Here is a 25,299-nt window from a genome sequence, read left to right as displayed (position 1 = left end):
CCTCAGGCCCAGAGCTGGCCCTGCAGCGCCTCGACCGCGGCCTCGGTGGACTCGGCGGTGTAGATGCCGGTGGACAGGTACTTCCAGCCGCCGTCGGCGACCACGAAGACGATGTCCGCGCGCTCCCCGGCGGCCGCCGCCTTGCGGCCGACGCCGATCGCCGCGTGCAGGATGGCGCCGGTCGAGACGCCCGCGAAGATGCCCTCCTGCTGGAGGAGTTCGCGGGTGCGGCGGACGGCGTCCGCGGAGCCGACGGAGAAGCGGGTGGTGAGCACCTCGGCGTCGTACAGCTCGGGGACGAAGCCCTCGTCCAGGTTGCGCAGCCCGTACACCAGGTCGTCGTAGCGCGGTTCGGCGGCGACGATCTTCACGCCGGGGACCTTCTCGCGCAGGTAGCGGCCGACGCCCATGAGGGTGCCGGTGGTGCCGAGTCCGGCCACGAAGTGGGTGACGGTCGGCAGGTCGGCGAGGATCTCGGGGCCGGTGCCGGTGTAGTGGGCGCCCGCGTTGTCGGGGTTGCCGTACTGGTAGAGCATGACCCAGTCGGGGTGCTCGGCGGCGGTCTCCTTGGCGATCCGGACGGCGGTGTTGGAGCCGCCGGCGGCCGGGGAGGAGATGATCTCGGCGCCCCACATGCGGAGCAGCTCGCGCCGCTCCTCGCTGGTGTTCTCGGGCATCACGCAGACCATCCGGTAACCCTTGAGCTTGGCGGCCATGGCCAGCGAGATGCCGGTGTTGCCGCTGGTGGGCTCCAGGATGGTGCAGCCGGGGGTGAGCCGGCCGTCGGCCTCGGCGCGCTCGATCATGTGCAGGGCCGGGCGGTCCTTGATCGAGCCGGTGGGGTTGCGGTCCTCCAGCTTGGCCCAGAGGCTCACCAGGCCCTCGGCGTTGCCGGGGACGGCGGCGGACAGCCTCGGCAGGCGGACCAGCGGGGTGTTGCCGACTGCTTCGAGCGGACTGTCGTAACGCAAGGGAGGCCTCCGGCCAAGGCGGTGAGGGTGGCGGGGGTGGTTCCCCCGCCGCGGCGGGGGAACCCCGGGGCGGGTCTAGCGGGCGCCGCCGGCCACGGCGGGCAGGATGGTGACGCTGTCGCCGTCGGCGAGGGCGGTGGAGATGCCCTCCAGGAAGCGGACGTCCTCGTCGTTCAGGTAGACGTTGACGAAGCGGCGCAGCTCGCCGCCCTCGACCAGGCGGGCGGCGATGCCCGGGTGGCGGGCGTCGAGGTCGGCGAAGAGTTCCCCGAGGTTGCTGCCGTTGCCCTCGACGGCCTTGGCGCCGTCGGTGTAGGTGCGGAGGATGGTCGGGATGCGGACCTCGATGGCCATGAGTGCGCTCCTGTGCGGGTCGTGGAGTGGGTGGGCCGCTGCGGACGCGGCAGGGCGGAGGGGGGTGCCCGGGGCTCGGCGTCGCCGGTGGGCGGCGGGCCCGGGTGAGGTGGTGAAGCGGCTCTCAGCGCGAGCGCGCGGGCGTGCCGGGACAGATCGCGCCGGCGTGCCGGCACAGGTCGATGTGCAGGCGCGCCACGAGGCGGGTGCCCGGGGCCTGAGTGCTCACATCGACGGAACGCATGGACTCATCGTATAGATTCCCGGGCCCGCTCCGACATGCCCGTCTCGGGATCCGGATGTTCCCGTTCCCAGGACTGAGACGACGACGGCCCGCCGCCCCTTCGGGAGGGGTCGGCGGGCCGGGTTCGCGGGTGGGCCGGTCAGGCCGGGTAGGCCTCGACGACCTGAACGTCTTCCTCTGTGATCTCGCCGTCCACGATGCGGAACGAGCGGAACTGGTAGGGGTCGTCCTCGCCGTTGCCGTCGGCGGTGGAGACCAGGACGTAGTGGGCGAACGGTTCGGAGGCGTAGCTCACGTCGGTGCGCGAGGGGTAGGCCTCGGTGGCGGTGTGCGAGTGGTAGACGATCACCGGCTCCTCGTCGCGGTCGTCCATCTCGCGGTAGAGCTTGAGCAGGTCGCCCGAGTCGAACTCGTAGAAGGTCGGCGAGCGGGCGGCGTTGAGCATCGGGACGAACCGCTCGGGTCGGCCGCTGCCGGCCGGTCCGGCGACCACGCCGCAGGCTTCGTCCGGGTGGTCGGCGCGGGCGTGGGCCACGATCCGGTCGCGGAGTTCTCGGGTGATGGTCAGCATGCGGCTCAGGATAGCCACGCCCCGGCGGATGGCCGCCGGGGCGTCCGGGGCGCGGTCAGTGGGTGTCCACGTTCCCGTCGCGGGCGTCCGCGGTGCCGGCGGCGGCGGGCTCCGGCGCCGGGGCGCCGCCGCGCAGGGCCCGCGGGTCGCGGCGCTTGAGCACCTGGTAGCCGACCACCAACAGCAGGGCCCAGCCCGGGAAGACGAACAGCGAGATCCGGTTGTCCCGGTCCAGGCCGATCAGCACCACGACCAGGGCGAGGAAGGCGAGCGCGGCCCCGCTGACCCAGGCGCCGCCGGGCGCCTTGAAGGAGGGCGGCGGAAGGTGGCCGGCCTGCCAGGCCCGGCGGTAGCGGATCTGGGAGATGAGGATCATCGCCCAGGTCCACAGGCCGCAGACCGTGGCGACCGAGGTGATGTACTCGAACGCCCGCGCCGGGACGAGGTAGTTGAGGACCACGCCGACGCCCATCAGCAGGCTGGAGACGGTGATCGCGAAGGCCGGGGTGCGGCGGGAGTTGAGCCTGGTGAGCCGCCCCGGGGCCTGGCCGCTCAGCGCGAGGTCGCGCAGCATGCGGCCGGTGGAGTACATCCCGGAGTTGCAGGAGGAGAGCGCCGCGGTGAGCACCACGAAGTTGATGATGCCGGCCGCCGCCGGGATGCCGATCTTGCCGAAGGCGGCGACGAACGGGCTGACGCCGGGCTGGAATTCGGTCCACGGCACGAGCGAGAGGATGACCACCAGGGCGCCGATGTAGAACAGCATGATCCGCCACGGCAGCGTGTTGATGGCGCGCGGCAGGGTCTTCTCGGGGTTCTCGCTCTCGCCCGCGGTGACGCCGACGAGTTCGACGCCCAGGTAGGCGAACATGACGATCTGGAGGGTCATCACGGTGGAGCCGATTCCCTGCGGGAAGAAGCCGCCGTCCTGCCAGAGGTGGCCGAGTGACGCGGTGTCACCGGCCTTGCTGAAGCCGAGGGTCAGCACTCCGACGCCGATCAGGATCATGCCGATGATGGCGGTGACCTTGACCATGGAGAACCAGAACTCGATCTCGCCGAACAGCTTCACCGAGATCAGGTTGGCCGCGTAGAGCACGACCAGGAAGGTCAGCGCGCTGATCCACTGCGGTATGTCGGGCGCCCAGAACCGTACGTAGACGGCGGCGGCGGTGGTCTCCGCCATGCCGGTGACGACCCAGAACAGCCAGTACGTCCAGCCGGTCACGTAGCCGGCGAAGGGGCCGAGGAACTCCCGGGCGTACTCGGCGAAACTGCCGGAGACCGGGCGGTAGGTGAGCAGTTCGCCGAGCGCCCGCATGATCACGAAGATCACCAGGCCGGCGACGGCGTAGGAGAGGATCAGACTCGGGCCGGAGCGGGAGATCGCGGTGCCCGCACCGAGGAACAGGCCGGTGCCGATGGCTCCGCCGATCGCGATCATCTGGATCTGGCGGCTGCCGAGCCCGCGCTCGTAGCCCTCCGCATCCGGTGGATTGTCGACCATTTCGTCGTACAACTTCTCGGCCACTGTGCACCGTCCTGGTCGGTCTCGGGGGTGGAGAAGTCGTACCACGCGGGGTTCGGATAGCGGTGTCCATCTGAGCGTTATTTGAGCATGGCCTGGTATGGTTTGCCCGATTTTCATAAGAAATGCCCCGACCGATCGTCCATATTCTGGACAAAACGGCCGAGGCTTGCCCGGAATCGGGCAGGATCACTCCCCCACGAGGGTCAGCCCGCGCGGAATCAGTCCGCCATGGCCTCCAGCAGCGACTCCTGCAGGGCGCCCAGCCACAGGTACGCCATCACCAGCGGCTTGCGCTCGTCCCCGTCAGGCAGCTCGTAGAGGCCGTCCTCGTCCTCCTCGGTGACCTCCAGCCGGACGCCGACGGCCAGCCGCAGGTCGTTCAGTGCGCCCAGCCAGCGCTGGCAGTCGGACACGGCCAGCTTGAGCACCCCGCCGCCGTCGCCGAGGCCGTCCAGCGCCCGGACGACGAACAGCGCGTCGTCCCGCTTGCGGGCCCGCAGGTCCAGCTCGGTGAAGCGGCGGAACTCCCCGGACGCGACCTTCGCCTCCTCGTCGTCCGGCTTCTCCGGGTCGCCGTAGGCGTCCGGGAAGAGCCGGGCCAGCACCGGGTCGGCGGGCGCCTCGGTCGGCCCCTCGGCGAACAGCGCGGCCAGCGGGTCGTCACTGCCCCCGCCCGGGCCGGGGCCGATCAGCTCCAGCAACTGCACTTCCAGCGAGCGCAGGATGGAGGCCTCCCACTCGTCCAGCGCGATCGCCGCGCCGCCACCGCCGGTGCTCTCGAACAACCCAGCCATCTGTATCGGTCAGCCCGTCTTCGTCGTCTTCGGTCGTACGGCCGGCGGCCCGGCACCGATCGGGTCGGTACCGGCCGCCCGTGCCCGGTCGCGCCGGCGCCCGTCCCGCCGGCGCCGGTCGGCCCGGCGTCAGTCGTGCTGCAGCGTCGCCCAGAGGCCGTAGCCGTGCATCGCCTGGACGTCGCGCTCCATCTCCTCGCGGGAGCCGCTGGAGACCACCGCCCGACCCTTGGTGTGGACGTCCATCATCAGCTTCCTGGCCTTGTCCTTCGGGTAGCCGAAGTAGGCCTGGAAGACGTACTGGACGTAGCTCATCAGGTTGACCGGGTCGTTGTGCACGATGGTCACCCAGGGCGTGTCCGGCTCGGTCACCGGTACCCCTTCGACCTCCGGGCGCTCGATCTCCACGGGCGCGACGCTCACGCCGGGTCCTCCTCGCTGCACAGTCGTCCGTAACCCCTCACGCCCCATGCTGCCATCCGGGCGACACCCGGGCGATTCCGGCCCGGCATGCTCCCCGAGAAATCGTCACTCTGACGCTAAGTGGTAGTAGCATCATCCGTATGGACGCCACTTCAGTGCGCGCGGCCTGCTCGACCGCGCTGCTCACCGACCGCTACGAGCTCACCATGCTGCAGGCCGCCCTGCGCAGCGGGGCCGCGCACCGCCGCTCCGTCTTCGAGGTGTTCACCCGCCGCCTGCCGAGCGGTCGCCGCTACGGCGTCATGGCAGGCACCGGCCGGGTGCTGGACGCCATCGAGAACTTCCGCTTCACCACCCCCCAGCTGGACTGGCTGGCCGACCAGGACGTGGTCGACGAGGACACCCTGCGCTTCCTCGCCGACTACCGCTTCCGCGGCGACGTCCACGGCTACCCCGAGGGCGAGGTCTACTTCCCCGGCTCGCCGCTGCTCACCGTCGAGGGCAGCTTCGCCGAGGCCGTGATCCTGGAGACGGTGATCCTCTCGATCCTCAACCACGACTCGGCCATCGCCGCGGCCGCCTCCCGGATGACCGCCGCCGCCGGCGGCCGCCCGGTGATCGAGATGGGCGCCCGCCGGGCCCACGAGCACGCCGCCGTCTCCGCCGCCCGGGCCGCCTACGTGGCCGGCTTCGCCGCCACCTCCGACCTGGAGGCCGGCTTCACCCACGGCATCCCGACCACCGGCACCGCCGCCCACGCCTTCACCCTGGTGCACGACAGCGAGCGGGACGCCTTCAAGGCGCAGATCGCGTCCATGGGCCGGGGCACCACGCTGCTGGTCGACACCTTCGACCTGCGCGAGGCCGTACGCACCGCGGTCGAGGTGGCCGGCCCCGAACTGGGCGCCGTCCGGATCGACTCCGGCGACCTCACCCTGCTGGCCCACCGGGTCCGCCGCCAACTGGACGACCTCGGCGCCGACCGGACCAGGATCATCGTCACCTCGGACCTGGACGAGTACGCGATCGCCGCCCTGGCCGCCGCCCCGGTGGACGGCTACGGCGTCGGCACCAGCCTGGTCACCGGCAGCGGGCACCCGACCTGCGCGATGGTCTACAAGCTCGTCGCCCGCGCCGAGACCGACGGCGGGCCGCTGGTCCCGGTGGCCAAGCGCGCGGCCGGCGGCAAGACCAGCATCGGCGGCCGCAAGTGGGCCGCCCGCCGGCCCGACGCCGACGGCGTGGCCGAGGCCGAGGTGGTCGGCACCGGGCCCGTCCCGGAGGAGCTGCGGCCGCAGCTGGTGCAGGTGCCGCTGGTGCTGGCCGGCGAGACCGTCGGGCGGGAGCCGCTGAGCGCCGCCCGCGACCGGCACGTGCGCGCCCGCGCCGCGCTGCCGCTGTCGGCCACCCAACTGTCCAAGGGCGACCCTGTCCTGCCGACCGAACTGGTGCTGCCCGCCGGGCCGGCCCGCTGAGCCGAGCCCGGGGCCGGTCCGGCGTGCCGGCCCCGGGCACCGGACCCGCCCCGGGGCTTCCGCCCCCGCGTGCCACTCCCTAGAGTCAGCCGTAGAGTTCCCCGAGTTCCCCCGGAGCTCCCCGAGGACCCCCCGCGCCCGGCACGGCCGGGCCGCGCACTCCCGAGGGCTCCCCCACCGGGGCGCCGCCTCCGCGGGCCCCCGAGATCCGAGGTTGCGAGTCATGTACCGGGCACTGATCGTCGTCGACGTGCAGAACGACTTCTGCGAGGGCGGCAGTCTGGCCGTCGCCGGCGGCGCCGAGGTGGCCGCCGCCATCACCGACCTGATCGCCGAGTCCTCCCCCGGCTACCGGCACATCCTCGCCACCCGCGACCACCACATCGACCCGGGCGCCCACTTCTCCGCCGAGCCGGACTACGTCGACAGTTGGCCGCCGCACTGCGTGGCCGGCACCGAGGGCGTGGGCTTCCACCCCAACTTCGCGCCCGCCGTCATCTCCGGCGCGGTCGAGGCGGTCTTCGACAAGGGGGCCCACTCGGCGGCGTACAGCGGCTTCGAGGGGCTGGACGAGAACAACCGCGGTCCGGTGGAGTGGCTGCGTGAGCGGCAGGTCGACCGGGTCGACGTGGTCGGCATCGCCACCGACCACTGCGTCCGGGCGACCGCGCTGGACGCGGCCCGGGCGGGCTTCACCACCCGCGTGCTGCTGGACCTCACCGCCGGGGTCGCCCCGGAGACCACCGCCGCCGCGCTGGCGGAGCTGCGGGCGGCCGGGGTCGAGCTGGTCGGCGAACCGGTGGTGCGTCCGTAGCGGCTCCGGTGGACGCGGGCGCGGTGCCCGCGGAGCCGCCGTCCGCTCAGACCACCAGCAGCTCCACCACGTCCGTCCCGCCGGCCCGGTACGCCTCGCGCAGTTCGCCGCCGACCGCGTCCGGGTCGGCGGCCAGCCGCGCCCCGCCGACGTACACCACCCGGACGCCCAGGTACTCCATCCGCTGCCGGCCGCCGCGCACCCAGGCGGCCTCGCCCTCGCTCACGCAGCGCAGCTCCGGGTCCACCTCCACCGCGACGCCCCGCTCCGGCCAGTAGAGGTCCGGGACGGCGATGTAGGTGCCGCCGCCCATCCGCAGCTCCGGGGCGTTCAGCGGGGCGGGCAGCCGCCACTCGTCCACCAGCCGGCCCAGCCGCTCCAGCACCACGTCCCGTTCGGCGGCGAGGAGTTCGTCCAGCGCGGCCCGCACCCGGGGCTCGCGGGTCAACCCGGAGTCGGCCAGCTCGGTCACCAACTCCTGTACCGTGCAGCGGTTCCCGGGCCCGGCGACGGCCTCCCGCAGCACCGCGCGCACCGGCGCCGGGCCACCCGGCTCCGCCGTCCACTCGACCAGCGCGTCGGCGACCGCCCTGGCCACCGGCGCACAGGCCAGACCGTGCACCGAGCGGGCCACCAACTCCCGTTCGGTGCGCCGGATCCGCACCCCGCCGACATCCTTCAGCCGGCGCTGCCGGGGCACCAGGACGTCCACCCCGGTCACCGCGGGCAGCCGGGGCACGACGGTGAAGCCGTACAGCGCCAGCGCGGCCGCGCCGGTGATCACCGCGCCCTCCCCGCGGCCCTCCTGGCGCCCGTTCTGCGCGGCGTACAGCAGCGCGGCCCACATCCGCTGCTCCGGGGTGGGCTCGGCGGCCTGCAGCAGGTAGACCCTGGGCAGCATCCGCTGCCAGGGACCGCCCCGGCGGCAGTGCTCGGTGATGATCCGGGCCGGCACGCCCCGGGCGCGCAACTGACTCGCGGTGACGACGTTCTGCTGACGCTTCGCCAGGTCCTCCAGGGACGGCGGCGGGGACGGAATCCGGTAGCTCATGCCGACACCATCCCCAACCGCCCACACCCGCGACCGGGACCCTGACGCACTGTTACCCAACCGTCGCGAAATCGGGATCAGCCCGCACTAAAGTCCTCATACCCTCACTCATTTGGAGTAATTGACGCTCATCAGGTTGTCATATGTGATCGAAAACGATCGCCAACCTGGTCGCCTGACCCAGAGTGACCAAGGGCATACGGCGAGGGACTCCCAAGGCGTCAATCCCGCCCCGGGGATTGCCTAGGCTTACGTCATGTCACGTGACGAGACCGCCGGCCTCCGCGCGGCCCAGCTCCGCCTCGGCCGTCTGCCCGGATACGTCCGCCGCCCGGACCCCGCCCGCCGCAGCGGCGAGAAGGGCCATACGTACAAGAAGGGCTGGGAGGTCCGCTTCACCGCGCGCAGTGAGGCCGAGATAGCAGAGATCCGCGACCTCGTGGTCGCCGCCGGGTTCGCCCCGGCCAGGCCCTTCTTCAAGGGCCACCAACTCATCCAACCCGTCTACGGCATGGCGGCCGTGCAGGCCTACCTGGCCGCTAGACAGGCCGCCGAGGAACACGCCGCCCGGGCCGCGCTCGGCCGCCGACGACGGGCGGCGGGACGGCCCGCCGGAACCCTCGCGGCCGGCGGGCTCACCCCCGGAACGCTGACCGGCGGCGGGCACGCCCCCGGGGGGCACGCCGCGGGTGGACACGCCCCGGGCACGCACGCCACGGGCACGCACGCCACGGGTGGACACGCCCCGGGTGGGCACCCCTCGGGCGCGGCGCACCGGCGCGAGCGCGAGGAGGCCGCCGCCGGGGCGGCCGCGGCGGCTGCGGCCGCTGCCGCCACGGCGGCGCAGGCGGCCCGACGGCGGGCCGTCGAAGCCTTCCCGACCCAGGTCGAACGGGACACCGCCGCCGACCGGATCTCCCCCACGGAGGCCCGGACCACCTCCTGACGGGCAGTCGGTCCGCCCGCCCCACCGCCCCGGCCGGTCCCGTCCAGACCGCCGGGGCGCGGTCGATGCGCGCGGCGGGCCCGGCCCGCCGCCTCCGCGGGCCCGCCCGTCCGGCGGCCCGTCCCGCGCACGCCGCCCCCGTGTACACCCCCGTGCACGCCCCCGTGCACACCCTCCCCGGTGGGCGCCGTCCCCCGTGCGGTCGTCACCGTGGTGACGACCATGCCCCCGTCCGTGGTGATCTTCACGACGATCTCCGCGCTGATCGCGAGCGCGGTTGTGCGGGTGGTTGTGCGCGCACAGGTTCGCGCCCCGGGCGTGGACGCCAGCCTCCCCAGGCCCTACGGTGGCACATCAACTGCCTTGCAGCCACCGCCGTCCACACCCTCTGACCAGCCGCGACACGCTCGCACCTACGAGCCCCACGCCACTGCGCAGCACTGCCCCACCGGCCCTCGCCGCCCCCCCCGCCCGGTCGTCCCGCCGCCTCGTCGCACCCGGTCTCCACCGGAACCGGCCTGGCGGCGACGGGTTCCGGGCATTCCATCGGATTGGTCACCCAGCGCACCGAGGGCCTACCGTAGAGTGAGCACAGATGATCGACCGTCAGAAATCCATCTCCCTTTTTGAGAAGCCGAGATGACCAACCGTCACGAACGTTCCGCCGAGCCGCCCCCGGGGCCCGGCGAGCCGGCGGACGTACCACTGGAGTTCACCGCGTTCTGCGAACTCCACCGCCCCCGGTACCTCAGCTACGCGCACGTGTGGCTGACCGAGCACAGCGCCGCGACCGCCGCCGTCCAGCAGGCCTTCGCGGAAATCGCGGTGCTCTGGCGGGAGTTGATGGGCAGCTCCAACCCGACCGCGCACGCCTGGGAGATCCTGCGCGGCACCGTCGCCGACCACAGCCGCCGGATGCCCGCCGCCCCGGAACGCCACCCGGCCGACGACGACCTGGCGATCCTGCACTACGTCGTCGGCCTCGCCGCCCCCGAGATCGCCGACGTCATCGGCACCGACGCCGCCAGCGTGGCCGGGCGACTGCGCCGCACCATGCTGCGCGAGGCCTCCGGCTGGTGACGCCGCACCCCGGCCGCCGGCACCGGCCCCTCCGCCGGCCGGGGCCCTTCCCCCAGGCCCCCGCCCGGCCTCAGACCCGCTCGCCCGTCACGTCGAACAGGTGGTGCACCGGGTCGTGGATCAGGTACCGGGAGAACGACTCGACCGTGAACCGCGCCCCGTCGCCGCGGTTCCCGGTCCGCTCCCACTGCGCACCGGCCACCCGCCCGAAGGCCACGGCGAGCGTCTCCGCGGCCTGCGCCAACTCCCCGGCCACCACCCGCGGATCCTGCTCCCCGTAGCGCTCGGCGACGGCCGTCCCGTCCTGGTCCCAGTTGGGGAACAGCGGGTCGTCCCGGTCCAGCATCAGCCCCAGCCGGACGTCGAACAGCCGGAAGACGTCCCGGACGTGGCACGCGTACTCCAGCGCCGACCACACCCCCGGCGCCGGCCGCCGGCGCAGTCCCTCCCCGTCCCCCGCCAGCACCGCCAGCCAGCCCTCCGCGTTGGCCCGGACCATCCCGGCGACGTCCTCCCGCACCACTCGCGGGGTGTCCAACCCGCAGTCGGGGCAGGGGCGTTCCAGCACCCAGGTCCAGTCCTTGGTGTCCGGGACGATCCCCGCGTCGACGGTGGCCCCCGGCGTGCTCTCAGAAGTACTCATGGGCCCAGCATCCCCGTCACCGGAGGGCCCCACCAGCGGCATTGACGCCAGCCGTCGCCGAATTACTGCCACCCCAACGCGCCCGCCCGGCGCACTCGCCCGACACGCGCCCCCACCCCCACGCGCACTCCAGGACAAATGCGTGGACGAACCGGAACCCGGCCACCCATCCTGGGCACCATGACCGCCGATCTCGCCGCCCTCGCCGTCAAACCCACCCTGCACGGCCCCACCGTCCGACTCGTCCCCCTCGACGAACGGCACACCGACCCGATGTGGGAACTCTGCGCCGACGAGGAGACCAACCGGCTCACCGGCACCCGCACCACCTTCACCCGCGACCGGATCCACCAGTGGTGCACCACCCGCGCCGAACAGCCCGACCGCCTCGACCTCGCCGTCGAAGACCCCACCACCGGCCGCTTCCTCGGCGAAACCGCCCTCACCGACGTCGACCCCGACAACTCCTCCGCCAGCTACCGGATCGCCCTCACCCCGGACGCCACCGGCCGCGGCATCGGCACCGAAACCACCCTCCTGGTCCTGCGCCACGCCTTCGAGACCATCCGCCTCAACCGCGTCCACCTCGAAGTCTTCGAGTACAACGAACGCGCCGCCCACGCCTACCGCAAGTCCGGCTTCACCCTCGAAGGCCGCTCCCGCCAAGCCCACCACTGGGACGGCCGCTACTGGGACGTCCCGCAGATGGCCGCCCTACGCACCGAATGGCTCGCCACTCACTGACCCCGCCGCCGCCCCCGCACCACGAACACCACGACGAGCCCGACAGCACCGATCAGCAGGCCGACCAGCCCCACACGGACCCACACCACGGTCGAGCTGTGGCTACTCCCGCTGTCCCCCTCGGGGACCATGGGCGCCACGGAGGGTTCGTCGGTCTCCTCATCCACCGGAGGCGGCGTGCCCTTCGCTTCCAGTCGCCCGATCAGGGGATTCTCCCGAGGCCCGTTGTCCACGGCCGGATTCGCTTCCAGGGCCTTCGCCGGCGCGACGATCCCGTAGCCGTACTGGTTGTTGGGCACCGCCGTCCCGTTCGCCGGCGGGGTGGCCGATTTGATCATCCGATTGATCACCTGTCCGGCCGACAGGTTCGGATACTTGGACCGGATGAGCGCTGCGGTCGCAGAGACATAGGCAGTGGAATCCGACGTGCCGCTCCTGCGCTCGTAGCCCGTAGAGGACTTCAACGCGGAACGGTAGATGCCCACACCGGGCGCGGCCAGCGTGGTCTCGACGCCCGATGTGGAACGCTCCCACACAGACCCGTTGGAGTCCACGGCTCCCACCGCCACGACACCGGGGAAAGCCGCCGGATACTCGAGCCCCAGCCCGGTCCCGCTGTTGCCGGCGCTGGCGACCAGAACGATGTCCTTGGACACCGCGTAGTTGACCGCCTTCCGCAGCTTCGAGTCGAAGCGGGAATAGCCTCCGAGGGAGATGTTGACGACCTTCGCGCCGTGGTCCGCCGCGAAACGAACCGCGTCCGCCAAGTCGTTCTGCTGAGGATCAGGGGACGGCTGCGGCTCGACGGTGGAGTTCGACTCAGGGCCGTCGCCATCGGACTTGATCTTCACCGGAAGGATCTTCGCCTTCGGGGCAAGCCCCATGATCCCTTCCCGGGAGCCATGTCCGTGCCCCGCGATCAGGGTCGCCATCCCGGTTCCGTGACCGTCGTTGTCCACTCGCCCGTCGGTGTTGCCACCGGAGAAGTCACCTCCGGGTAGCACCTGTCCGGTCAGATCGGGCTGGTCCTGACTCACCCCCGTGTCGATCACGGCGACGACCACACCTTCGCCCTGGCTCGTCGGCCAGACCTTCGTCTCCGCCTCGAAGGCCTTCAGAGCCCACTGCTGGTCCCTGATCTGATCGGCCGATGCCAATGGCGCGGCGACACCCCAGATCAGTGCCCCGGCGGCAAGGGCCGCCGTACCACGTACCAACCGGCGGCTCGTCAAGCCTGGTCACCCCACTCAGCGCGGCATCCCGCAGGTCACCGACCTGCGGGATGCGATCAGAACCGTCGTCCGCTAACGGACCGGATTTCATTCCACCACGTTCGGATTCGCGGGCTTGTCCGACGCCCAGGTCTCCTCGTCCTCGACGAGGTAGTCCGGCCGCTTGCCGTCCTCCTCCCGGTCCTTCCTGTGTCCCCGCGCTCCGCCCAGCGGGACACCGGGAGACAGGCCGTTCGTGGCAGCGACACCCGAATCGACCCTGAGCCGGTTTCGCGCCCCCAACCCGGACCCGCCCTCTGTGAATGACTGCTTGCCTTGCGTTCCACCCGGCCTCGCCATCTCTCCGGAGACGCCGCCAGGTCGAGCCAGAGATGCCCCGGCCTGCTTGCCTGCCGGCGCTCCACGACCTCCGGAGCCGATGCCGGGATAGACCTCGCCGGAACCGCCGAAGGCACGACCTCCACGCGGCCCAGAGCCCTCGGCCGGCATCACCCCACGCGAGACACCCCCATCGACAGGACCGATCTTCCCCGGGCCGACGATCGGCCCGGCCGGAGAGGCAGTTGCCGGGCCGGCAGTACGGGGAGCCTCATGACCGCTGCTGCCGCCAACCAGCCCGGTGGCGGAGCCCCCGGTCTGCACGAGATCCAGTCCGGAGGTTTGCGTCCCGGCGAGCCCCGGACTCGGCAGGCTTCCGCTCGCGGGTGCCGCCGGCCTGCCGGAAATACCATCACCGGAACCATTGCTCAAAGGGGCCGACGGCTTCGGCGGGGCCTGCGCCGTACCGCCCTTGATCCCCGAGTCGGTCTGAGCGGGCACGCTCCTCGCCACGGAACGAGCTGCCATCGGCGGCTGGGAGGAACTCTGGCGCTGAGGGGGTGGCGCAGTGGTCGCCCGGGTCGATGCCCCCGCCGCCCCCATCGAGGTGCCCGACATCATTGCGGCTGCCGTCGCTGCGGCTCCGATCGGATCGCCCTGGGCCCCGTCCGTCGGGTCGTCCCGGATCGGCTGCCGCGGCTTCGGGTCGTACGGCGGTGGGGGCTTCAGGGCCGGGGTGGCGATGCGGTAGTGCATGGCGAGGGTTTGCATGATGGCGGCCGCTTCGGCCTTCTTGCGGTCGGCGAGGGGGATGTGTTCGTCCTCGTCGCCGAAGAGGGCGTCGCCGACGGTGTCCTTGACCTTGTCCCAGTTGCCGGGTTCCTCGGGCATGTCGCGTTTGGCCTTGGCCATGGCCTCGGACGCGTTGTGGAGGATGTTGGCCGCGTCGTTGGCGTAGGCGGCGGCGTTGTTGATGCTGGCGGCCAGGGTGAGCATGCGGGTGTGGAAGGCGTCGCTGGTGGTGCCTTCCCAGGAGGTGGCGGCTTCGGTGCTGGCCTTGGTGAGGGTCTGACGGATCTGCTTGAGGGTGTCGGCGGCCCTGCGCCAGGGGTCGCCGGCGGCCATCACCGCGCCGGGGTCGAGGGCCTGGGCCATCGTGCGGAGTTGGGCGTGGCTGTACTTGGTGAAGTCGGTGTAGACCACGGGCGGTCGGCCTCCGTTCGGTCCGGGCGGGCGCGGGTCAGACGGTGGCGTTGCCGCGGGTGGACGGGGTGCGGTTCTGCTGGGCCGCGGCCTGGCTGCTCGCGGAGGGCTGGGCGACGGACCAGCCGTCGTCGCCGACCTTGAGCCTGGTGGCGGCGTGCCGGTCCTGCTCCTCGTAGTTGACGGCGGTGAGGTCGGCTTTCTGCTGGGCCTCGTTCACGGCGTCCTGGAGCTGGTTGAGGACGTCGCGCAGCGCGTCCCGCATGGTGCCGTAGCGGCCGTGGATCTCGGTGGCTTCGGCGAAGGTCCCGAAGGCGTTCTTGCCGATGGCGCTGCGCCCGTGCGCGTCGGTGCCGTCGGCGTGCTTCTGGAAGTCGGCGAGCAGGAGCCGTACTTGGCCGGCGAAGGTGCGGAGCTGTTCGACTTCGATGCGGTAGCCCTGTCCGGCTCCGCCGGTGGAGCCGGTACCGGTGCTCCCTGTTCCCATTTCGGCGCCCCCCGTGCGTCCGTCCCTGGCGGTCGGGGCCGGGCCCCGGTGTCTCATGTCTAACACACCGGGCCCGAATCCGGCCGGGGGCTTGGTCAGTTCGCGTTCGTCCCGGTCTGCTGGGCGTCGGCGAGGGCGCGTCGGCAGAGGGAGTCGGCGTGCCGGGTGGTTTCGGGGAGGCGGTAGTGGCGGGCGAGGTCGAGGGTGGTGCGGACGGCGGTGTCGAGGCCGGTCCGGTGGCCGACGGAGACGAAGACGGGTTTCACGCCGGTCCTGGTGCGCACCGCGCGGCCGACTTCCTCGCCGGTGGCGGGGTCGGTGAGGGGCGTCCAGGAGCCGCGGGCCGCGTCGGGTGTGTGGTGGTCGAAGGTGAAGGGGGTCTTGGCGACGCCGAGGGTGCGCAGTCCGGTGAGGACGCCGAGGTGGCTGGCGAGGCCGAGGCGGCGGGGGTGGGCGAGGCCGTAGCCGTCGCAGACGACGGTGTCGGGGGTGCGGGTGAGTGCGGCCAGGGCGTCGAGGACGGCGGGGAGTTCGCGGAAGGCGAGCAGTCCGGGGACGTACGGGAAGGCGATCCGGCCGATGGCGGTGGCCTGTTCGACCACCTCCAGGGTGTCCCGGTCGAGGAGGACGGCGGCGGCGACGACGAGGTCGCGGTCGTCGTCGTAGGCGACGTCGACGCCGGCGATGAGTGTGCCGGGGGCGGCGGGGTCGTGGCCCGGGTCGTCGTGGGCCTGGACGAGCGGGCGCAGCCGCTCCTGTTCGGCGAGTGCCTCGGCCTCGGTGGTGGGCCAGTCGGCGGGGATGGGCATGTCGGTTCCCCCGGGTGGTGGTGGCGTGGGCGGTGACGCGTGGTGTCGACGGGTTCCGGTTCACCGTACCGACCGGGTCGGACGACCCCGGGGTGAGCCCGTGCGCCCCCTGTGCCCCCGCGTTCGGGGTCTAGCCTGGACGTACCCGTCTCCCCGCGGGGTAGGACCACGGGATCCGGCACCATTCCCGCCCGTTCCCCCCGACGTGCGAAGGACTCCCCGCCATGCCGCGCCCCTCCGTCGCCCAGGCCTGCCTCGGCTCGTTCACCGTCGTCGCCTCCACGGTGGCACTGCTGGCCGTCTCGGGCGCCTCGGGCGTCCTGGCGGTCGCGGTGCTGGTGGGGTTCGCGCTGGCGCTCGGCACCGTGGTGACGGTGCTTTCGATGTCGGCCGCCGCGGCCAGGGCGGCCGCCGAGAAGGCCGCTCCCGCGGATCCGGCCGGTGCGGCCGACCGGACGGCGGCCGCCGCCGGGCACGCGTACGCCCGGCAGCGCTGATCCGCCGCCGGGCGCGGTCGCGTCCTGCCGCTCCGCTCAGACCTCCGTGGTGACCACCACGGTCTTCGCCGCCTTGTCGTGCAGGCACTGCCGGTAGGGCTTGTCGAAGACGCCGAAGAATCCGTCGACGATCCACCAGAGCGCGGCGCAGCAGATGACGGCCGGGAGGATGAAGACGGCGGCGCGGGTCCAGGCTGCGGACGGGGTGGGTTTGTTCCCGTCGACAAGCATGGCGACCCGGACCTTCATCGCTTTCTTGCCGAGGGTCTGGCCGTCCCGGCTGAGCATCAGGGCTTCGTAGACGAGGTAGATGGCGCAGCCGAGCCAGAAGGCCTCGGTGGAGCCGTTGCGCGTGCTGAGGTCGACGAAGGGCCCCACGACGATCACGGCGATGACCTGCACCAGGGCGTAGTCGATCAGCCGGGCGAGGATCCGCTTGGGCCAGGTGCCGATGGGCGGCATGCCGGGGACGGGGCCGGCGCCGGGTGTGCCGTACGCACCGGGTCCGTAGCCGGTTCCGTGGCCGGGCGGCGGCTGGTCGTACGGGGGTTGGCCGTACGGGGACTGCCCGTAGGGGTCCTGACCGGGCGTCTGGTCGCCGTACGGGCTGCCGCCGTAGGTTCCCCGGTAGGCGCCGGGGCCGCCGGGCTGGTCACCGGGCTCGCCACCGGGCTGGCCGTTGGACGGGGTCGGGCCCGACGGCTCGCCTTCCGGCGTGCCGCCGCCCGGCTGCGGGGGCTGCTTGTCGAAGGAGGGCTTGTCGCCCCCCTCCGGCTGGGAGCCTGAGGGGTCGTGGGTGCTCATGTCCCCGAGTAGAACATCACGAATTCTCAATGTTCGGGACATTCCGTCCGTTTTGCACCGGCCCCCTGGCTGCCCTCAGCCGCGCACCACCCGGGTACGGGCCGCGCGGTCCTGCCAGCCCCGCCGGGCCGTCCGGTCGAACACCGGCCAGACCAGGCCGAGCAGCAGCACCGTGCCCGCCTGCCGCACGACCCACCGGAGCAGCGAGCGGCCGAGGCTCAGCCTGGCCCGGGCGGCCGGGGCGGCGGCGTCCACCACACGGATCCGGGCCAGTCGCTTGCCGAAGGTCTGGCCGGTACGGGCGACCGGCAGCACCTCGTAGAGCAGGCTGACGAACAGCAGGATGCCGAGCAGTACGGCGATCTTGCCCAGCACCACGTCGTCCACGAGCCAGACCTGGACCTGGCGCCGGGCTAGGACGCTGGCCATCCGGGCCTGGTCGACCTTCCGCTGGAGGTGGTCGGTCACCGAGCGGCCGAGCGGGACCCCGGCGGCGACCGCGACCACCAGCAGGACGGCGGTGTCCACGGCCCGCGCCGCCAGTCGGCGGCCGAGGCCGGCCGGCTCGGCGGCCCGGGCGTTCCTACCGGCCCGAGCGGCCCGACCGGTCCGAGCGCTGCCGGCGGCCCCGGCGGCCCGCGCGGCCCCGGAGGACGCGGAAACGGTGGCGGCGGAGGCGGACGGGCGGGGCTGGACGGCGGTCTCGCGGAGCGTCCGCACGGCGGGCAGCGGAGCGACGGGCGCCGTCGCCGCGACCGCCGCCGTGGCCATGGACTTCGAGGCGACCGCGACCGCGTCCGGCCCCGGGGCCGGACGAGCGGCCGCCACCGCCTCCTCGCCGATCACCGGCACCGGACCCGAGGTCAGGACGGCCGGCACCGGCGCCTCCCGCATCGCGACCGCCACGACGGGAGCGCCGGCGGCGGCCAGTTCCGCAGCAGCCGGGGTGTGCTCGGGCTCCGCGCGCCCGTCCTGCGCATCGAGTGCCTCCGGAAGCACCCCCCAGGAGACCCAACGCGGTGCGTCGCCCGTGTCCATCAGGCCCCGCTGCGCCCGCGGATCGGCCTGCCAGCCGGACTCCCCGAAACCCTGGGCCGGGGAGTCGGACGGGAACGGGGACGGCGAAGGCGACGGGGACACGGGCGGGGCCGAGAAGGCGGCCGGGGCCTGGGCCGGGGCGGCCTGGGGCGGCTCGGCGCCGGCGAAGCCCGACGACACCCCCGCGGGCAGCACCCCCGGGGCCGGTACCCCGATGGCCGGCACGCCCGCCGTAAGTCCCGGCGACGCCCCCGGTCCGTCGACCGTCCGGAACACCGGCCCGCCGATCACCTCCGCCACCCGGGGCCCGAGCACGAAGGACGCCCCGCCCGAGGTCTGGTCGAAGTACACCGGCCCGGTGTCGCCCCCACCCACCGGCAGCCCGGCCCGCGCCTCCGCTACCGCCCCCGACGCCACCGCCCCCGACGCCACCGCCCCCGACGCCACCGCCCCCGACGCCACGGCCTCCGATGATGCCACCGCCCCCAGGGCCGTCGGCCCCGGGACCACCGGTTCAGCGACCACCGGTTCCGGCACTCCGGCTCCGACCACCCCCGGCAGCGCGGCCCCCGGCACCACCGGCGGCGGCACCGCCCGCACCGCCGCACCGCCCGGGGCGGGCCGCCGGGTCACGTACCGGGGCGGCTCCAGCATCTCTCCCCCGGCGGGCGCGGGCCGGCTGGTGCCGGGCACCCACGCCGCGCCGCCCCAGTACCGGACGAAGCCGGGGATGGACGGGTCGGGGTAGTAGCCGGGCTCGGGCGCGACGGCCGGGTCGCCGTGGGCGACGAAGGGGCGGTCCGTCATGGGGGTCTTCTTTCCTGGCAGGTCCTGACGAGGAGGGTGCGGGCCGACCGGGCCCGACCACCGCAGACGCGTCCACTCGCGCGCACGACCAGGCACGCTCCCGGCGGTCGGCGCGCGTGGGGGGCACCGCCGATGGGCGGACAGTCGCCGGGCAATCACAAAGGGTAGTACCTCATCGAAGCCGTGACGGAAAGTTCGCGATTCGCCGGACAACAGAGGGTCGCTCAAGGTAGGGAACCCGGCGCGCGACGACTGCCCGCACGCCGTGTCATCAGCTGTTCACCACCCCTCACCGGACTTCCCGAAGAAATCCCGGAAACGTGTGTAAGAGCCGGTGCGGACCGCCCTCTCAAAGGTCACAGGGCCCGAAGCCGGGCACAACCCGAAGGCAGAGAGGAAGACGATCATGGAGCGTCCCGTCAGCGTCGTCGAGCACGAGCTGGAGCTCAACCTGGTGCTCTCGCCCGAGCACAGCGTCCCCGTCCCGGCCCGGCTGTCCTACGGCAGCCACGACCCGTACGCGGTGTACATGACCTTCCACCTGGACACCGGTTCCCCGGTCACCTGGGTGTTCGCCCGCGAGCTGCTCGTCGAGGGCACCTTCCGCCCGTGCGGCCAGGGCGACGTACGGATCTGGCCGACCCGTTCGGGCCGGCGCAGCGTGCTCTGCCTGGCGCTGAGTTCGCCCGCCGGGGACGCGCTGCTGGAGGCCCCGCTGCCGGCCGTCGCGGCCTGGCTGGAGCGGGCGCACCGGCTCGTCCCGCCGGGCAGCGAGCTGGCCGCGCTGGACATGGACGGCTCGCTCGCCGAGCTGCTCGCCTAGGCGTGCGCCGCAGCGTGCACTGGCACGTACAGCAGCACGGGCACGAGCACGAACCCGCGCGGCAGCGCGAACGCGAGGACAGGCAACGGGCCCTGCCGAAGGACCGGAAGAAGCCGGACCAGGGAAGCAGGAGCGGCGCCCCCGCCGGCTCAGCGGGCCGCGGGGGCCTGCTGACGACCGCGGGTGGCGTCCGGGCCGCCGGCGTCCCGCTGTCCGGGCAGCCGGACCAGCGGTGCGCCGGCCGAGAGGCGTCGGGCCCTTATCCGGACGGCGGCGGCGAGCAGGAAGCAGAGCCCGACCCACGGGTAGACCGAGGTCGGCAGCTGGCGCCAGAGCGGCATGTCGAGAACGGCCAGGCCGACCGGCTTCGCGGCCCACATCGCGAAGGACAGGAAGGCGACCAGCGTGGCCCAGAACACGGCCCGCCAGCGCAGTCGGCGGACGCCGACCGGGCGGGCGTGCTCGACCGAGGCCTCGGCGGCGAGCAGGACGAGCATCGGCACGCACCAGACCCAGTGGTGGGTCCAGCTGATCGGCGAGATCAGCACGGCGGTGACGGCGGCGCAGCAGACGCCCCAGGCCTCGGACCGGGGCAGCCAGGGGCCGCTGCGCGCGGCCCAGGCGGAGACGCCGAGTCCGGCCAGCGCGACCAGGCCGGCTCCGACGGTGGCGACGGTGCCGGGGTCGGCCGAGTGCAGCAGGCGGGCGAAGGCGCCGCGCATCGACTGGTTGTCGACGATCCAGGTCTTGCCGACCCGGGAGGAGTCGTAGAGGTACTTGGTCCAGAAGCCCCAGGTGGCGTCGGGCAGGACGAGGGCGCCGAGCAGGAAGGTGCCGAGGAAGGTGAGGCCGGCCACGAAGGCGGCCCGGATCCGGCCGGTGATCAGCAGGTAGACCGCGAACAGGCCGGGGGTGAGCTTGATGCCGGCGGCGATGCCGATCGCCACGCCCTTGCTGCGCCGCCCGTCCGCACGGGTGAGGTCCCAGAGGATCAGGCAGGCCAGCGCGAGGTTGATCTGGCCGTAGCGGAGCGTGGTGAAGACCGGTTCGAGCCAGACCCCGAGGCCGGTGACCAGGACCACGCCGATCGGCCGCAGCTCGCGGCGCGGCCAGCCGACCAGCTTGAAGGACAGGTGGGTCAGCAGGGCGAGCAGCCCGAGGTTGCCGAGAGTGATCGCCACCCGGAGGAAGGGGACCGGGAACCAGGTGGTCGGGACGAACAGCATCGCCGCGAACGGCGGGTACGTCGCGGGCAGGTTCCACTCGGTGACGCGCAGCGCGTACAGGTCGGTGCCGTCGGCCACGGCGGCGCCCTCGGCCCGGTAGACGATCATGTCCACCATCGAGGTGTGGACGAAGTGCCGGACCACCGCGTACACCAGCAGGGACAGCAGCGCCACGCCGGAGGCGGCCAGCAGCGGGCGGCGGGGGGCCTCGCGCAGCGCCCGAACGGGGGCGCCGAGGGCCCGGCGCAGCCGGTCCGACAGGGGGGCGGGCGAGGGGTCGGGTGCGGTCCGCACCGGGCTGCGCTCGTCTTGCACCGCTGTCACTGTCCACTCCGTCCACGGCTCGGCCAACCAGCGACGATACCGGATGCCGCCCGACGGGGATCGGACACGATCAACTACGCAGCGTGACGCGTCGGCCCTGACCGGCCCCGGCGCCGACCCGGGGGAAGGGCACACCGGTCGCCGTGGGGGTGACGGTCGGGGTGCGGGTCGGCGCCGGGGTGGTCGGGTGACCGGCGTGACCGACGCTAGCCGCGGCCCGGGGCCGCGACCGCCGGGCTGAGCGAGGGGTAGAACTCCCTTAGGCCGCCGTTAAGGATGAGCCCGTACGAGAAGGGCCCCGCGCCCCGCCTCCCGGGCCGCTCCGGCCACCGCCCCGGCCACCGCCCCGCCCTGCCGTCACTTCTGGAACAGCGCGCCCCGGGTCCGCCGCCGTCCGCCCCGCGCCGGCAGTGCCTCCTGCGGTCCGGTGCGCAGCCGCAGCCGGGTCTCGGCGCCGCCGAGCACCGCGGAGCGGCCGAGCGCGACGTCCCCGCCGGTGGACTCGGCGAGCTTGCGGACGATGTCGAGGCCGAGGCCGGTGGAGCCCTCGCCGCCGTGCCCCTCGCCGCGCCTGAGGGCGGTGGCCGGGTCGCTGTACCCCGGTCCGGCGTCGCCGACCAGGACGATCACCGAGCAGCCGGTGGCCAGCACGTCGACCGAGAAGGCGGTGCCGACGGCGGTGTGCCGGAAGACGTTGCCGAGCAGCGCGTCGACGGCGGCCGCCAGGTCCCCGCGCTGGACGGGCACCGGCGCGACCTGCTCGGCGCCGGCCAGCTGCCAGCGGCGCCCCTCGTCCTCGGCCAGCGCCGACCAGAAGGCGACCCGCTCCCGGATCACCTCGGCGGCGTCGCAGCCGACCGCGACGGCGGGCGCGTCCTCGGGGGCGCGGCGGGCCGAGCGGATGATCTGGTCGACCTCGCGCTCCAGTTGGGCGACCGCGTGCCGGGTGGCGTCGGCCGCGTCGCCCTCGCCGAGCGAGGCGGCATTGAGCCGCAGCACGGTCAGCGGGGTGCGCAGCCGGTGCGACAGGTCGGCGGCCAGTTCCCGTTCCGCTGCGAGGAGTTGGACCACCCGGTCAGCCATGGTGTTGAACGCCTGGCCGGCCTCGCGCAGTTCCTCGGGGCTGCCCTCGACCTGCTTGCCCTCCACCGGGACCCGCACCGAGAGGTTCCCGGCGCCGAGCGAGCGGGCGGCGGCGGCGAGCTTGCGCGCGGAGGCGACGATGCGGCTGCCCATCCGGTCGGCGACCAGCACCGAGATGGCGACCAGGCCGAGCGCCACGGCGGAGAGCACCTGCCAGGCCGTGGCGACGCCCCTGGTGAGGTCGCTCTCGGCCACGAACACCTCGACCACCGCGGTCCGCCCGGTGTCCACCGCGACCGGCTGGAGCAGGGCGTACCCGCCGGCCACCTGCACGGTGAAGGAGCGGCCCTGCCCGCCGGCCGTGGCCACGTCGGCCGCCGCGGCGCGCCCCTCCCCCAGCATCGGCCCCCCGGGCCCGCCGACCGCGGCGGCCGCCACACCGGGACCGCTCGCCCCGGCAGCACCCGCCCCCGGACCACTCGCACCAGCGCCACCCGCACCGGGACCACCCGCCCCGGCGCCCGCGCCACCGCCGTCGTGGAGCGCGTCGCCGCCCCCCGCCCCGGCGGGCTGCCCGGCCGCCGGGAGGTGGACCGCCATCCGCCCCTGCCCGCCGGCGTCCGTGCTGGCCAGGGCCCGGGTGATCGCGTCCTCGTCGGTGGTGATCGCCAGCGCCGGTCCGAGCGCCGCGGCCTGCCGCTCGGCGGCGGTGAACGCCCGGTCCCGCGCGGTCTGTTGGACCATCATCCCGAGCGGGATCAGGAAGGCCAGCGCGACCATGGTGGTGCCGGCCACGGCGGCCTTGATCAGGGCCCAGCGCAGCGAGCGCCCGAACCGCCTCATGTCCGGTGCTCCGCCAGCCCCTCGGCGGCCTCCAGCCGGACCCCGACGCCCCGGACGGTGTGCAGGTAGCGGGGGTTGGAGGCGGTCTCGCCGAGCTTGCGGCGCAGCCAGGAGAGGTGGACGTCGATGGTCTGGTCGCCGCCGTAGGTCTGCTGCCAGACCTCGGCGAGGATCTCCTTGCGGGGCACCACCACGCCGGGCCGGGCGGCCAGGAAGGCCAGCAGGTCGAACTCACGGCGGGTCAGGTCGAGCGGCCGTCCGTCCAGCGCGGCCTCCCGCCGCTGGAGGTCGATGGCCAGTCCGCCGACCCGCAGCACCTGGGCGACGGGTGCGGCGCCGCCGCCGAACCGGCGCAGCACGGCGGTCATCCGGGCGCTGAGGTGCTCCCCGGAGAAAGGTTTCACCAGGTAGTCGTCGGCGCCGTCGTTGAGCAGCCGGATGATCTCGGCCTCTTCGTCCCGGGCGGTGGAGACGATCACCGGCACGTTGGTCAGGCCGCGGATCATCTTGAGCGCCTCGCTGCCGTCCAGGTCGGGCAGGCCGAGGTCGAGGATCACCAGGTCGCAGCCGACCTGGGCAACCTCCCGCAGCGCCTCCAGAGCCGTGCCCACGCTGCGGACCGCGTGACCGGTGTCGGTCAGGTGGCGGATGAGGGCGGAACGTACGAAGGGGTCGTCCTCGACCACGAGCACTGTTGCCATGGGCCTGCACGGTACGCCATCGCCGGTGAGTGGTCTGTACCTCGGGGGTGGGTCCGGACATTGTGCAACTGCCCTGCTGAATACCGGGGGTGCCGGTCTCCTTCCGAATGGAAATACGGCAGGATGTGCGGACGATGCGGAACGGACTGGTACAGCTCGGCGCCTGGGCGGCGGCCACCGGAGCGGCGGTGGCGCTGTCCTGGCTCGGCGTGCACGCGGTGCTGACCGGCGCCGCGTTCGAGCAGCCCACGGCGCTGCCGCTGCCCTCCCCGAAGGCCGACGGCACGCCGCACCCGGCGCCCGCCACCACGGACCAGCCGCACTCCGCCGCACAGTCGACGCCCCCTTCCCCGGCGGCCTCCCCGACCACCACCACCGCCGCCGCCACGTCCACCGCCGCCACCCCGCACGGCCCGGCTCCCGCCACCACCACGGCGGCACCGACCCGCCGGCCCGCCCCCACCGCCACCACGACGTCCACGGTGAGGAGTTATCCGATCCCGGGCGGCAAGGTCGCGCTGGACCTGAAGCCGGACCGGGCCACCCTGGTCTCCGCCACCCCGGACCCCGGCTGGCAGATGCTGGTGTGGACGGACGGCCAGTGGCTGCGGGTCGACTTCGTCCGGGACACCGAGACCAACTCGGTCATCGCCTCCTGGAACGGCCACCCGCCGATCGTGGAGACGGTGATCCGCTGAGGCCCGCTTCCCGGCGCGACTCCAGGCGGCGTCCCGTCAGAAGCCCTCGCACGGCACGTACCCCGGCAGGTACGGCCCCGCGTACCCCGCCCGGTCCACCAGCGTGTGCCTGGTCCCGCCCGGCACCGCGATGGTGGCCAGCACCACCGCGCCGTAGTCGTCCCGCGCCTCGTACGGCTCGGCCAGCGACAGCGCGCCCCGGTCCACCGCGTAGTCGTACGCGTAGTAGACGTCCGGCACGCTCACCGCGAGGTCCAGCACCCCGTCCCCGTGGCGGTCCAGATGCGCGGTCAGTTCCCGGCCGCGCGGGCCGGTGCCCCGCACCGGGGAGGTGAGCACGATCCGCGTCCCCGGTGCGGCGAGGACGTACGAGAGCGTCTCCGGCTCGCCGGTCTCCGGACCGGCGTACGCGGTACAGCGCAGCCCGAGCGCGGCGCAGTAGCGGCGGGCCGCCCGCTCGGCGTCGGCGACCGCGAAGACCACCGCGTCCGCACGGCCCATCGGCAGCGGCCCCGCCTCCGCCGGGTCCGGTGCGAGGCCTGTCCCGAACGGTGCGAGGCCTGTCCCGAACGGTACGAGACCTGCCCCGAACAGGGCGGGTTCGGCGGCGGTGTCGGTCATGATGACTGCCCTCCCGGTTGGCGTACGGACCATCCTGGCCGCCCCGGCACCCGGGGGTGGGGCCCTGGGCGCGGGGGTGTGGCTGGAGGGTGGCGCCGGGCCGACCTGCGCGCAACTGTTCCGTTTCCTCCTGGTCAAGCTGTG

At 73.5% G+C, this 25,299-nt stretch carries 27 protein-coding genes; 8 read left to right on the top strand and 19 right to left on the bottom strand.

Annotation, left to right across the window (positions count from 1 at the left end):
- Positions 1-2: 2 nt before the first annotated feature.
- The 7 genes from ACIQ87_RS17610 to clpS form a co-directional block, all read right to left on the bottom strand.
- Positions 3-971 (bottom strand): PLP-dependent cysteine synthase family protein, encoded by a 969-nt coding sequence (locus ACIQ87_RS17610; RefSeq protein ID WP_402407145.1) that lies wholly within the window; start codon positions 969-971, stop codon positions 3-5.
- Positions 972-1,046: 75 nt separating this feature from the next.
- Complete coding sequence (locus ACIQ87_RS17605) at positions 1,047-1,325, bottom strand: MoaD/ThiS family protein (RefSeq protein ID WP_030257420.1); 279 nt, start codon at positions 1,323-1,325, stop codon at positions 1,047-1,049.
- Positions 1,326-1,449: 124 nt separating this feature from the next.
- A complete protein-coding gene (locus tag ACIQ87_RS17600) occupies positions 1,450-1,569 on the bottom strand; it encodes a putative leader peptide (RefSeq protein WP_310593142.1) in 120 nt (39 codons plus the stop codon).
- Between the two features lie 139 nt (positions 1,570-1,708).
- Positions 1,709-2,140 (bottom strand): Mov34/MPN/PAD-1 family protein, encoded by a 432-nt coding sequence (locus ACIQ87_RS17595; protein ID WP_402407142.1) that lies wholly within the window; start codon positions 2,138-2,140, stop codon positions 1,709-1,711.
- Positions 2,141-2,195: 55 nt separating this feature from the next.
- The gene (locus ACIQ87_RS17590) at positions 2,196-3,647 is read right to left on the bottom strand and encodes an amino acid permease (protein ID WP_402407347.1); all 1,452 of its coding nucleotides are present in this window, start codon (positions 3,645-3,647) and stop codon (positions 2,196-2,198) included.
- Between the two features lie 242 nt (positions 3,648-3,889).
- The gene (locus ACIQ87_RS17585) at positions 3,890-4,465 is read right to left on the bottom strand and encodes a DUF2017 domain-containing protein (protein WP_402407140.1); all 576 of its coding nucleotides are present in this window, start codon (positions 4,463-4,465) and stop codon (positions 3,890-3,892) included.
- 129 nt (positions 4,466-4,594) lie between these two features.
- Positions 4,595-4,888, bottom strand: coding sequence for an ATP-dependent Clp protease adapter ClpS (gene clpS, locus ACIQ87_RS17580; RefSeq protein WP_049654313.1), 294 nt, complete (start codon positions 4,886-4,888; stop codon positions 4,595-4,597).
- Between the two features lie 140 nt (positions 4,889-5,028).
- On the opposite strand from clpS, the gene ACIQ87_RS17575 reads away from it, so the two are divergent.
- Together ACIQ87_RS17575 and ACIQ87_RS17570 are read left to right on the top strand one after the other, a co-directional pair.
- Positions 5,029-6,363 carry a nicotinate phosphoribosyltransferase gene (locus ACIQ87_RS17575; protein ID WP_402407138.1) on the top strand — a complete coding sequence of 445 codons (1,335 nt, stop codon included), beginning with the start codon at positions 5,029-5,031 and terminating at the stop codon, positions 6,361-6,363.
- 223 nt (positions 6,364-6,586) lie between these two features.
- Entirely contained in the window at positions 6,587-7,177 is a 591-nt protein-coding gene (locus ACIQ87_RS17570; protein WP_392881014.1) for an isochorismatase family protein, read from the top strand.
- A 46-nt stretch (positions 7,178-7,223) separates the two neighbouring features.
- Here the strand turns inward: ACIQ87_RS17570 and ACIQ87_RS17565 are convergent, their stop codons facing one another.
- A complete protein-coding gene (locus tag ACIQ87_RS17565) occupies positions 7,224-8,228 on the bottom strand; it encodes a hypothetical protein (protein WP_402407134.1) in 1,005 nt (334 codons plus the stop codon).
- Positions 8,229-8,484: 256 nt separating this feature from the next.
- On the opposite strand from ACIQ87_RS17565, the gene ACIQ87_RS17560 reads away from it, so the two are divergent.
- Positions 8,485-9,174: a hypothetical protein gene (locus tag ACIQ87_RS17560; RefSeq protein ID WP_402407131.1), complete on the top strand. Its 690-nt coding sequence runs from the start codon at positions 8,485-8,487 to the stop codon at positions 9,172-9,174.
- Between the two features lie 639 nt (positions 9,175-9,813).
- Entirely contained in the window at positions 9,814-10,254 is a 441-nt protein-coding gene (locus ACIQ87_RS17555; protein ID WP_402407129.1) for a hypothetical protein, read from the top strand.
- Positions 10,255-10,324: 70 nt separating this feature from the next.
- On the opposite strand, the gene ACIQ87_RS17550 is transcribed toward ACIQ87_RS17555, so the two are convergent.
- Positions 10,325-10,897: a DinB family protein gene (locus tag ACIQ87_RS17550; RefSeq protein WP_402407127.1), complete on the bottom strand. Its 573-nt coding sequence runs from the start codon at positions 10,895-10,897 to the stop codon at positions 10,325-10,327.
- A gap of 180 nt (positions 10,898-11,077) precedes the next feature.
- Between ACIQ87_RS17550 and ACIQ87_RS17545 the strand changes: the two genes are divergently transcribed.
- The gene (locus ACIQ87_RS17545) at positions 11,078-11,641 is read left to right on the top strand and encodes a GNAT family N-acetyltransferase (protein ID WP_402407124.1); all 564 of its coding nucleotides are present in this window, start codon (positions 11,078-11,080) and stop codon (positions 11,639-11,641) included.
- On the opposite strand, the gene mycP is transcribed toward ACIQ87_RS17545, so the two are convergent.
- The 4 genes from mycP to ACIQ87_RS17525 all read right to left on the bottom strand — a co-directional run bounded on the left by mycP (position 11,635) and on the right by ACIQ87_RS17525 (position 15,690).
- Complete coding sequence (gene mycP / locus ACIQ87_RS17540) at positions 11,635-12,873, bottom strand: type VII secretion-associated serine protease mycosin (RefSeq protein WP_402407121.1); 1,239 nt, start codon at positions 12,871-12,873, stop codon at positions 11,635-11,637. The genes ACIQ87_RS17545 and mycP overlap by 7 nt on opposite strands.
- Before the next feature lie 87 nt (positions 12,874-12,960).
- Positions 12,961-14,394, bottom strand: coding sequence for a hypothetical protein (locus ACIQ87_RS17535; RefSeq protein ID WP_402407120.1), 1,434 nt, complete (start codon positions 14,392-14,394; stop codon positions 12,961-12,963).
- 37 nt (positions 14,395-14,431) lie between these two features.
- Positions 14,432-14,881, bottom strand: coding sequence for a hypothetical protein (locus ACIQ87_RS17530; RefSeq protein WP_402407118.1), 450 nt, complete (start codon positions 14,879-14,881; stop codon positions 14,432-14,434).
- A gap of 95 nt (positions 14,882-14,976) precedes the next feature.
- Complete coding sequence (locus ACIQ87_RS17525) at positions 14,977-15,690, bottom strand: endonuclease V (RefSeq protein WP_402407117.1); 714 nt, start codon at positions 15,688-15,690, stop codon at positions 14,977-14,979.
- A 224-nt stretch (positions 15,691-15,914) separates the two neighbouring features.
- Here ACIQ87_RS17525 and ACIQ87_RS17520 point away from each other — a divergent pair, with 224 nt between their 5' ends.
- Positions 15,915-16,187, top strand: a complete 273-nt coding sequence (locus tag ACIQ87_RS17520; protein ID WP_402407116.1) for a hypothetical protein — start codon at positions 15,915-15,917, stop codon at positions 16,185-16,187.
- A gap of 36 nt (positions 16,188-16,223) precedes the next feature.
- Here ACIQ87_RS17520 and ACIQ87_RS17515 read toward each other — a convergent pair whose 3' ends face one another.
- Both ACIQ87_RS17515 and ACIQ87_RS17510 read right to left on the bottom strand, forming a co-directional pair.
- On the bottom strand, positions 16,224-16,991 hold the full coding sequence (locus ACIQ87_RS17515) for an RDD family protein (RefSeq protein ID WP_402407114.1): 768 nt from the start codon (positions 16,989-16,991) through the stop codon (positions 16,224-16,226).
- A 75-nt stretch (positions 16,992-17,066) separates the two neighbouring features.
- Entirely contained in the window at positions 17,067-18,836 is a 1,770-nt protein-coding gene (locus ACIQ87_RS17510) for an RDD family protein (RefSeq protein ID WP_402407112.1), read from the bottom strand.
- 406 nt (positions 18,837-19,242) lie between these two features.
- On the opposite strand from ACIQ87_RS17510, the gene ACIQ87_RS17505 reads away from it, so the two are divergent.
- Positions 19,243-19,659 (top strand): SsgA family sporulation/cell division regulator, encoded by a 417-nt coding sequence (locus tag ACIQ87_RS17505; RefSeq protein WP_402407110.1) that lies wholly within the window; start codon positions 19,243-19,245, stop codon positions 19,657-19,659.
- 149 nt (positions 19,660-19,808) lie between these two features.
- Here ACIQ87_RS17505 and ACIQ87_RS17500 read toward each other — a convergent pair whose 3' ends face one another.
- From ACIQ87_RS17500 to ACIQ87_RS17490, 3 genes are all read right to left on the bottom strand, one after another.
- Entirely contained in the window at positions 19,809-21,209 is a 1,401-nt protein-coding gene (locus ACIQ87_RS17500) for a glycosyltransferase 87 family protein (protein ID WP_402407108.1), read from the bottom strand.
- A gap of 357 nt (positions 21,210-21,566) precedes the next feature.
- Positions 21,567-23,135: a sensor histidine kinase gene (locus ACIQ87_RS17495; RefSeq protein ID WP_402407106.1), complete on the bottom strand. Its 1,569-nt coding sequence runs from the start codon at positions 23,133-23,135 to the stop codon at positions 21,567-21,569.
- Positions 23,132-23,836, bottom strand: coding sequence for a response regulator transcription factor (locus ACIQ87_RS17490; RefSeq protein WP_402407103.1), 705 nt, complete (start codon positions 23,834-23,836; stop codon positions 23,132-23,134). The genes ACIQ87_RS17495 and ACIQ87_RS17490 overlap by 4 nt, the downstream gene beginning before the upstream one ends.
- Positions 23,837-23,970: 134 nt before the next feature.
- Here ACIQ87_RS17490 and ACIQ87_RS17485 point away from each other — a divergent pair, with 134 nt between their 5' ends.
- Positions 23,971-24,534, top strand: coding sequence for a hypothetical protein (locus ACIQ87_RS17485; protein WP_402407101.1), 564 nt, complete (start codon positions 23,971-23,973; stop codon positions 24,532-24,534).
- Positions 24,535-24,570: 36 nt separating this feature from the next.
- On the opposite strand, the gene ACIQ87_RS17480 is transcribed toward ACIQ87_RS17485, so the two are convergent.
- Entirely contained in the window at positions 24,571-25,155 is a 585-nt protein-coding gene (locus ACIQ87_RS17480; RefSeq protein WP_402407098.1) for a VOC family protein, read from the bottom strand.
- Positions 25,156-25,299 lie beyond the last annotated feature (144 nt).

Origin of the sequence: Kitasatospora sp. NPDC096204, assembly GCF_044763205.1 — a bacterium.
GTDB lineage: Bacteria > Actinomycetota > Actinomycetes > Streptomycetales > Streptomycetaceae > Kitasatospora.
This window is presented reverse-complemented; position numbering and strand designations above follow the sequence as displayed.

Excerpts from the sequence above, each read along its gene's own strand:
- ACIQ87_RS17605 (WP_030257420.1), bottom strand. The coding sequence starts at position 1,325 with ATGGCCATCGAGGTCCGCATCCCGACCATCCTCCGCACCTACACCGAC.
- ACIQ87_RS17600 (WP_310593142.1), bottom strand. The coding sequence starts at position 1,569 with ATGCGTTCCGTCGATGTGAGCACTCAGGCCCCGGGCACCCGCCTCGTG.
- ACIQ87_RS17595 (WP_402407142.1), bottom strand. The coding sequence starts at position 2,140 with ATGCTGACCATCACCCGAGAACTCCGCGACCGGATCGTGGCCCACGCC.
- ACIQ87_RS17590 (WP_402407347.1), bottom strand. The coding sequence starts at position 3,647 with ATGGTCGACAATCCACCGGATGCGGAGGGCTACGAGCGCGGGCTCGGC.
- ACIQ87_RS17585 (WP_402407140.1), bottom strand. The coding sequence starts at position 4,465 with ATGGCTGGGTTGTTCGAGAGCACCGGCGGTGGCGGCGCGGCGATCGCG.
- ACIQ87_RS17575 (WP_402407138.1), top strand. The coding sequence starts at position 5,029 with ATGGACGCCACTTCAGTGCGCGCGGCCTGCTCGACCGCGCTGCTCACC.
- ACIQ87_RS17570 (WP_392881014.1), top strand. The coding sequence starts at position 6,587 with ATGTACCGGGCACTGATCGTCGTCGACGTGCAGAACGACTTCTGCGAG.
- ACIQ87_RS17565 (WP_402407134.1), bottom strand. The coding sequence starts at position 8,228 with ATGAGCTACCGGATTCCGTCCCCGCCGCCGTCCCTGGAGGACCTGGCG.
- ACIQ87_RS17560 (WP_402407131.1), top strand. The coding sequence starts at position 8,485 with ATGTCACGTGACGAGACCGCCGGCCTCCGCGCGGCCCAGCTCCGCCTC.
- ACIQ87_RS17555 (WP_402407129.1), top strand. The coding sequence starts at position 9,814 with ATGACCAACCGTCACGAACGTTCCGCCGAGCCGCCCCCGGGGCCCGGC.
- ACIQ87_RS17550 (WP_402407127.1), bottom strand. The coding sequence starts at position 10,897 with ATGAGTACTTCTGAGAGCACGCCGGGGGCCACCGTCGACGCGGGGATC.
- ACIQ87_RS17545 (WP_402407124.1), top strand. The coding sequence starts at position 11,078 with ATGACCGCCGATCTCGCCGCCCTCGCCGTCAAACCCACCCTGCACGGC.
- ACIQ87_RS17530 (WP_402407118.1), bottom strand. The coding sequence starts at position 14,881 with ATGGGAACAGGGAGCACCGGTACCGGCTCCACCGGCGGAGCCGGACAG.
- ACIQ87_RS17525 (WP_402407117.1), bottom strand. The coding sequence starts at position 15,690 with ATGCCCATCCCCGCCGACTGGCCCACCACCGAGGCCGAGGCACTCGCC.
- ACIQ87_RS17520 (WP_402407116.1), top strand. The coding sequence starts at position 15,915 with ATGCCGCGCCCCTCCGTCGCCCAGGCCTGCCTCGGCTCGTTCACCGTC.
- ACIQ87_RS17515 (WP_402407114.1), bottom strand. The coding sequence starts at position 16,991 with ATGAGCACCCACGACCCCTCAGGCTCCCAGCCGGAGGGGGGCGACAAG.
- ACIQ87_RS17510 (WP_402407112.1), bottom strand. The coding sequence starts at position 18,836 with ATGACGGACCGCCCCTTCGTCGCCCACGGCGACCCGGCCGTCGCGCCC.
- ACIQ87_RS17505 (WP_402407110.1), top strand. The coding sequence starts at position 19,243 with ATGGAGCGTCCCGTCAGCGTCGTCGAGCACGAGCTGGAGCTCAACCTG.
- ACIQ87_RS17495 (WP_402407106.1), bottom strand. The coding sequence starts at position 23,135 with ATGAGGCGGTTCGGGCGCTCGCTGCGCTGGGCCCTGATCAAGGCCGCC.
- ACIQ87_RS17490 (WP_402407103.1), bottom strand. The coding sequence starts at position 23,836 with ATGGCAACAGTGCTCGTGGTCGAGGACGACCCCTTCGTACGTTCCGCC.
- ACIQ87_RS17485 (WP_402407101.1), top strand. The coding sequence starts at position 23,971 with ATGCGGAACGGACTGGTACAGCTCGGCGCCTGGGCGGCGGCCACCGGA.
- ACIQ87_RS17480 (WP_402407098.1), bottom strand. The coding sequence starts at position 25,155 with ATGACCGACACCGCCGCCGAACCCGCCCTGTTCGGGGCAGGTCTCGTA.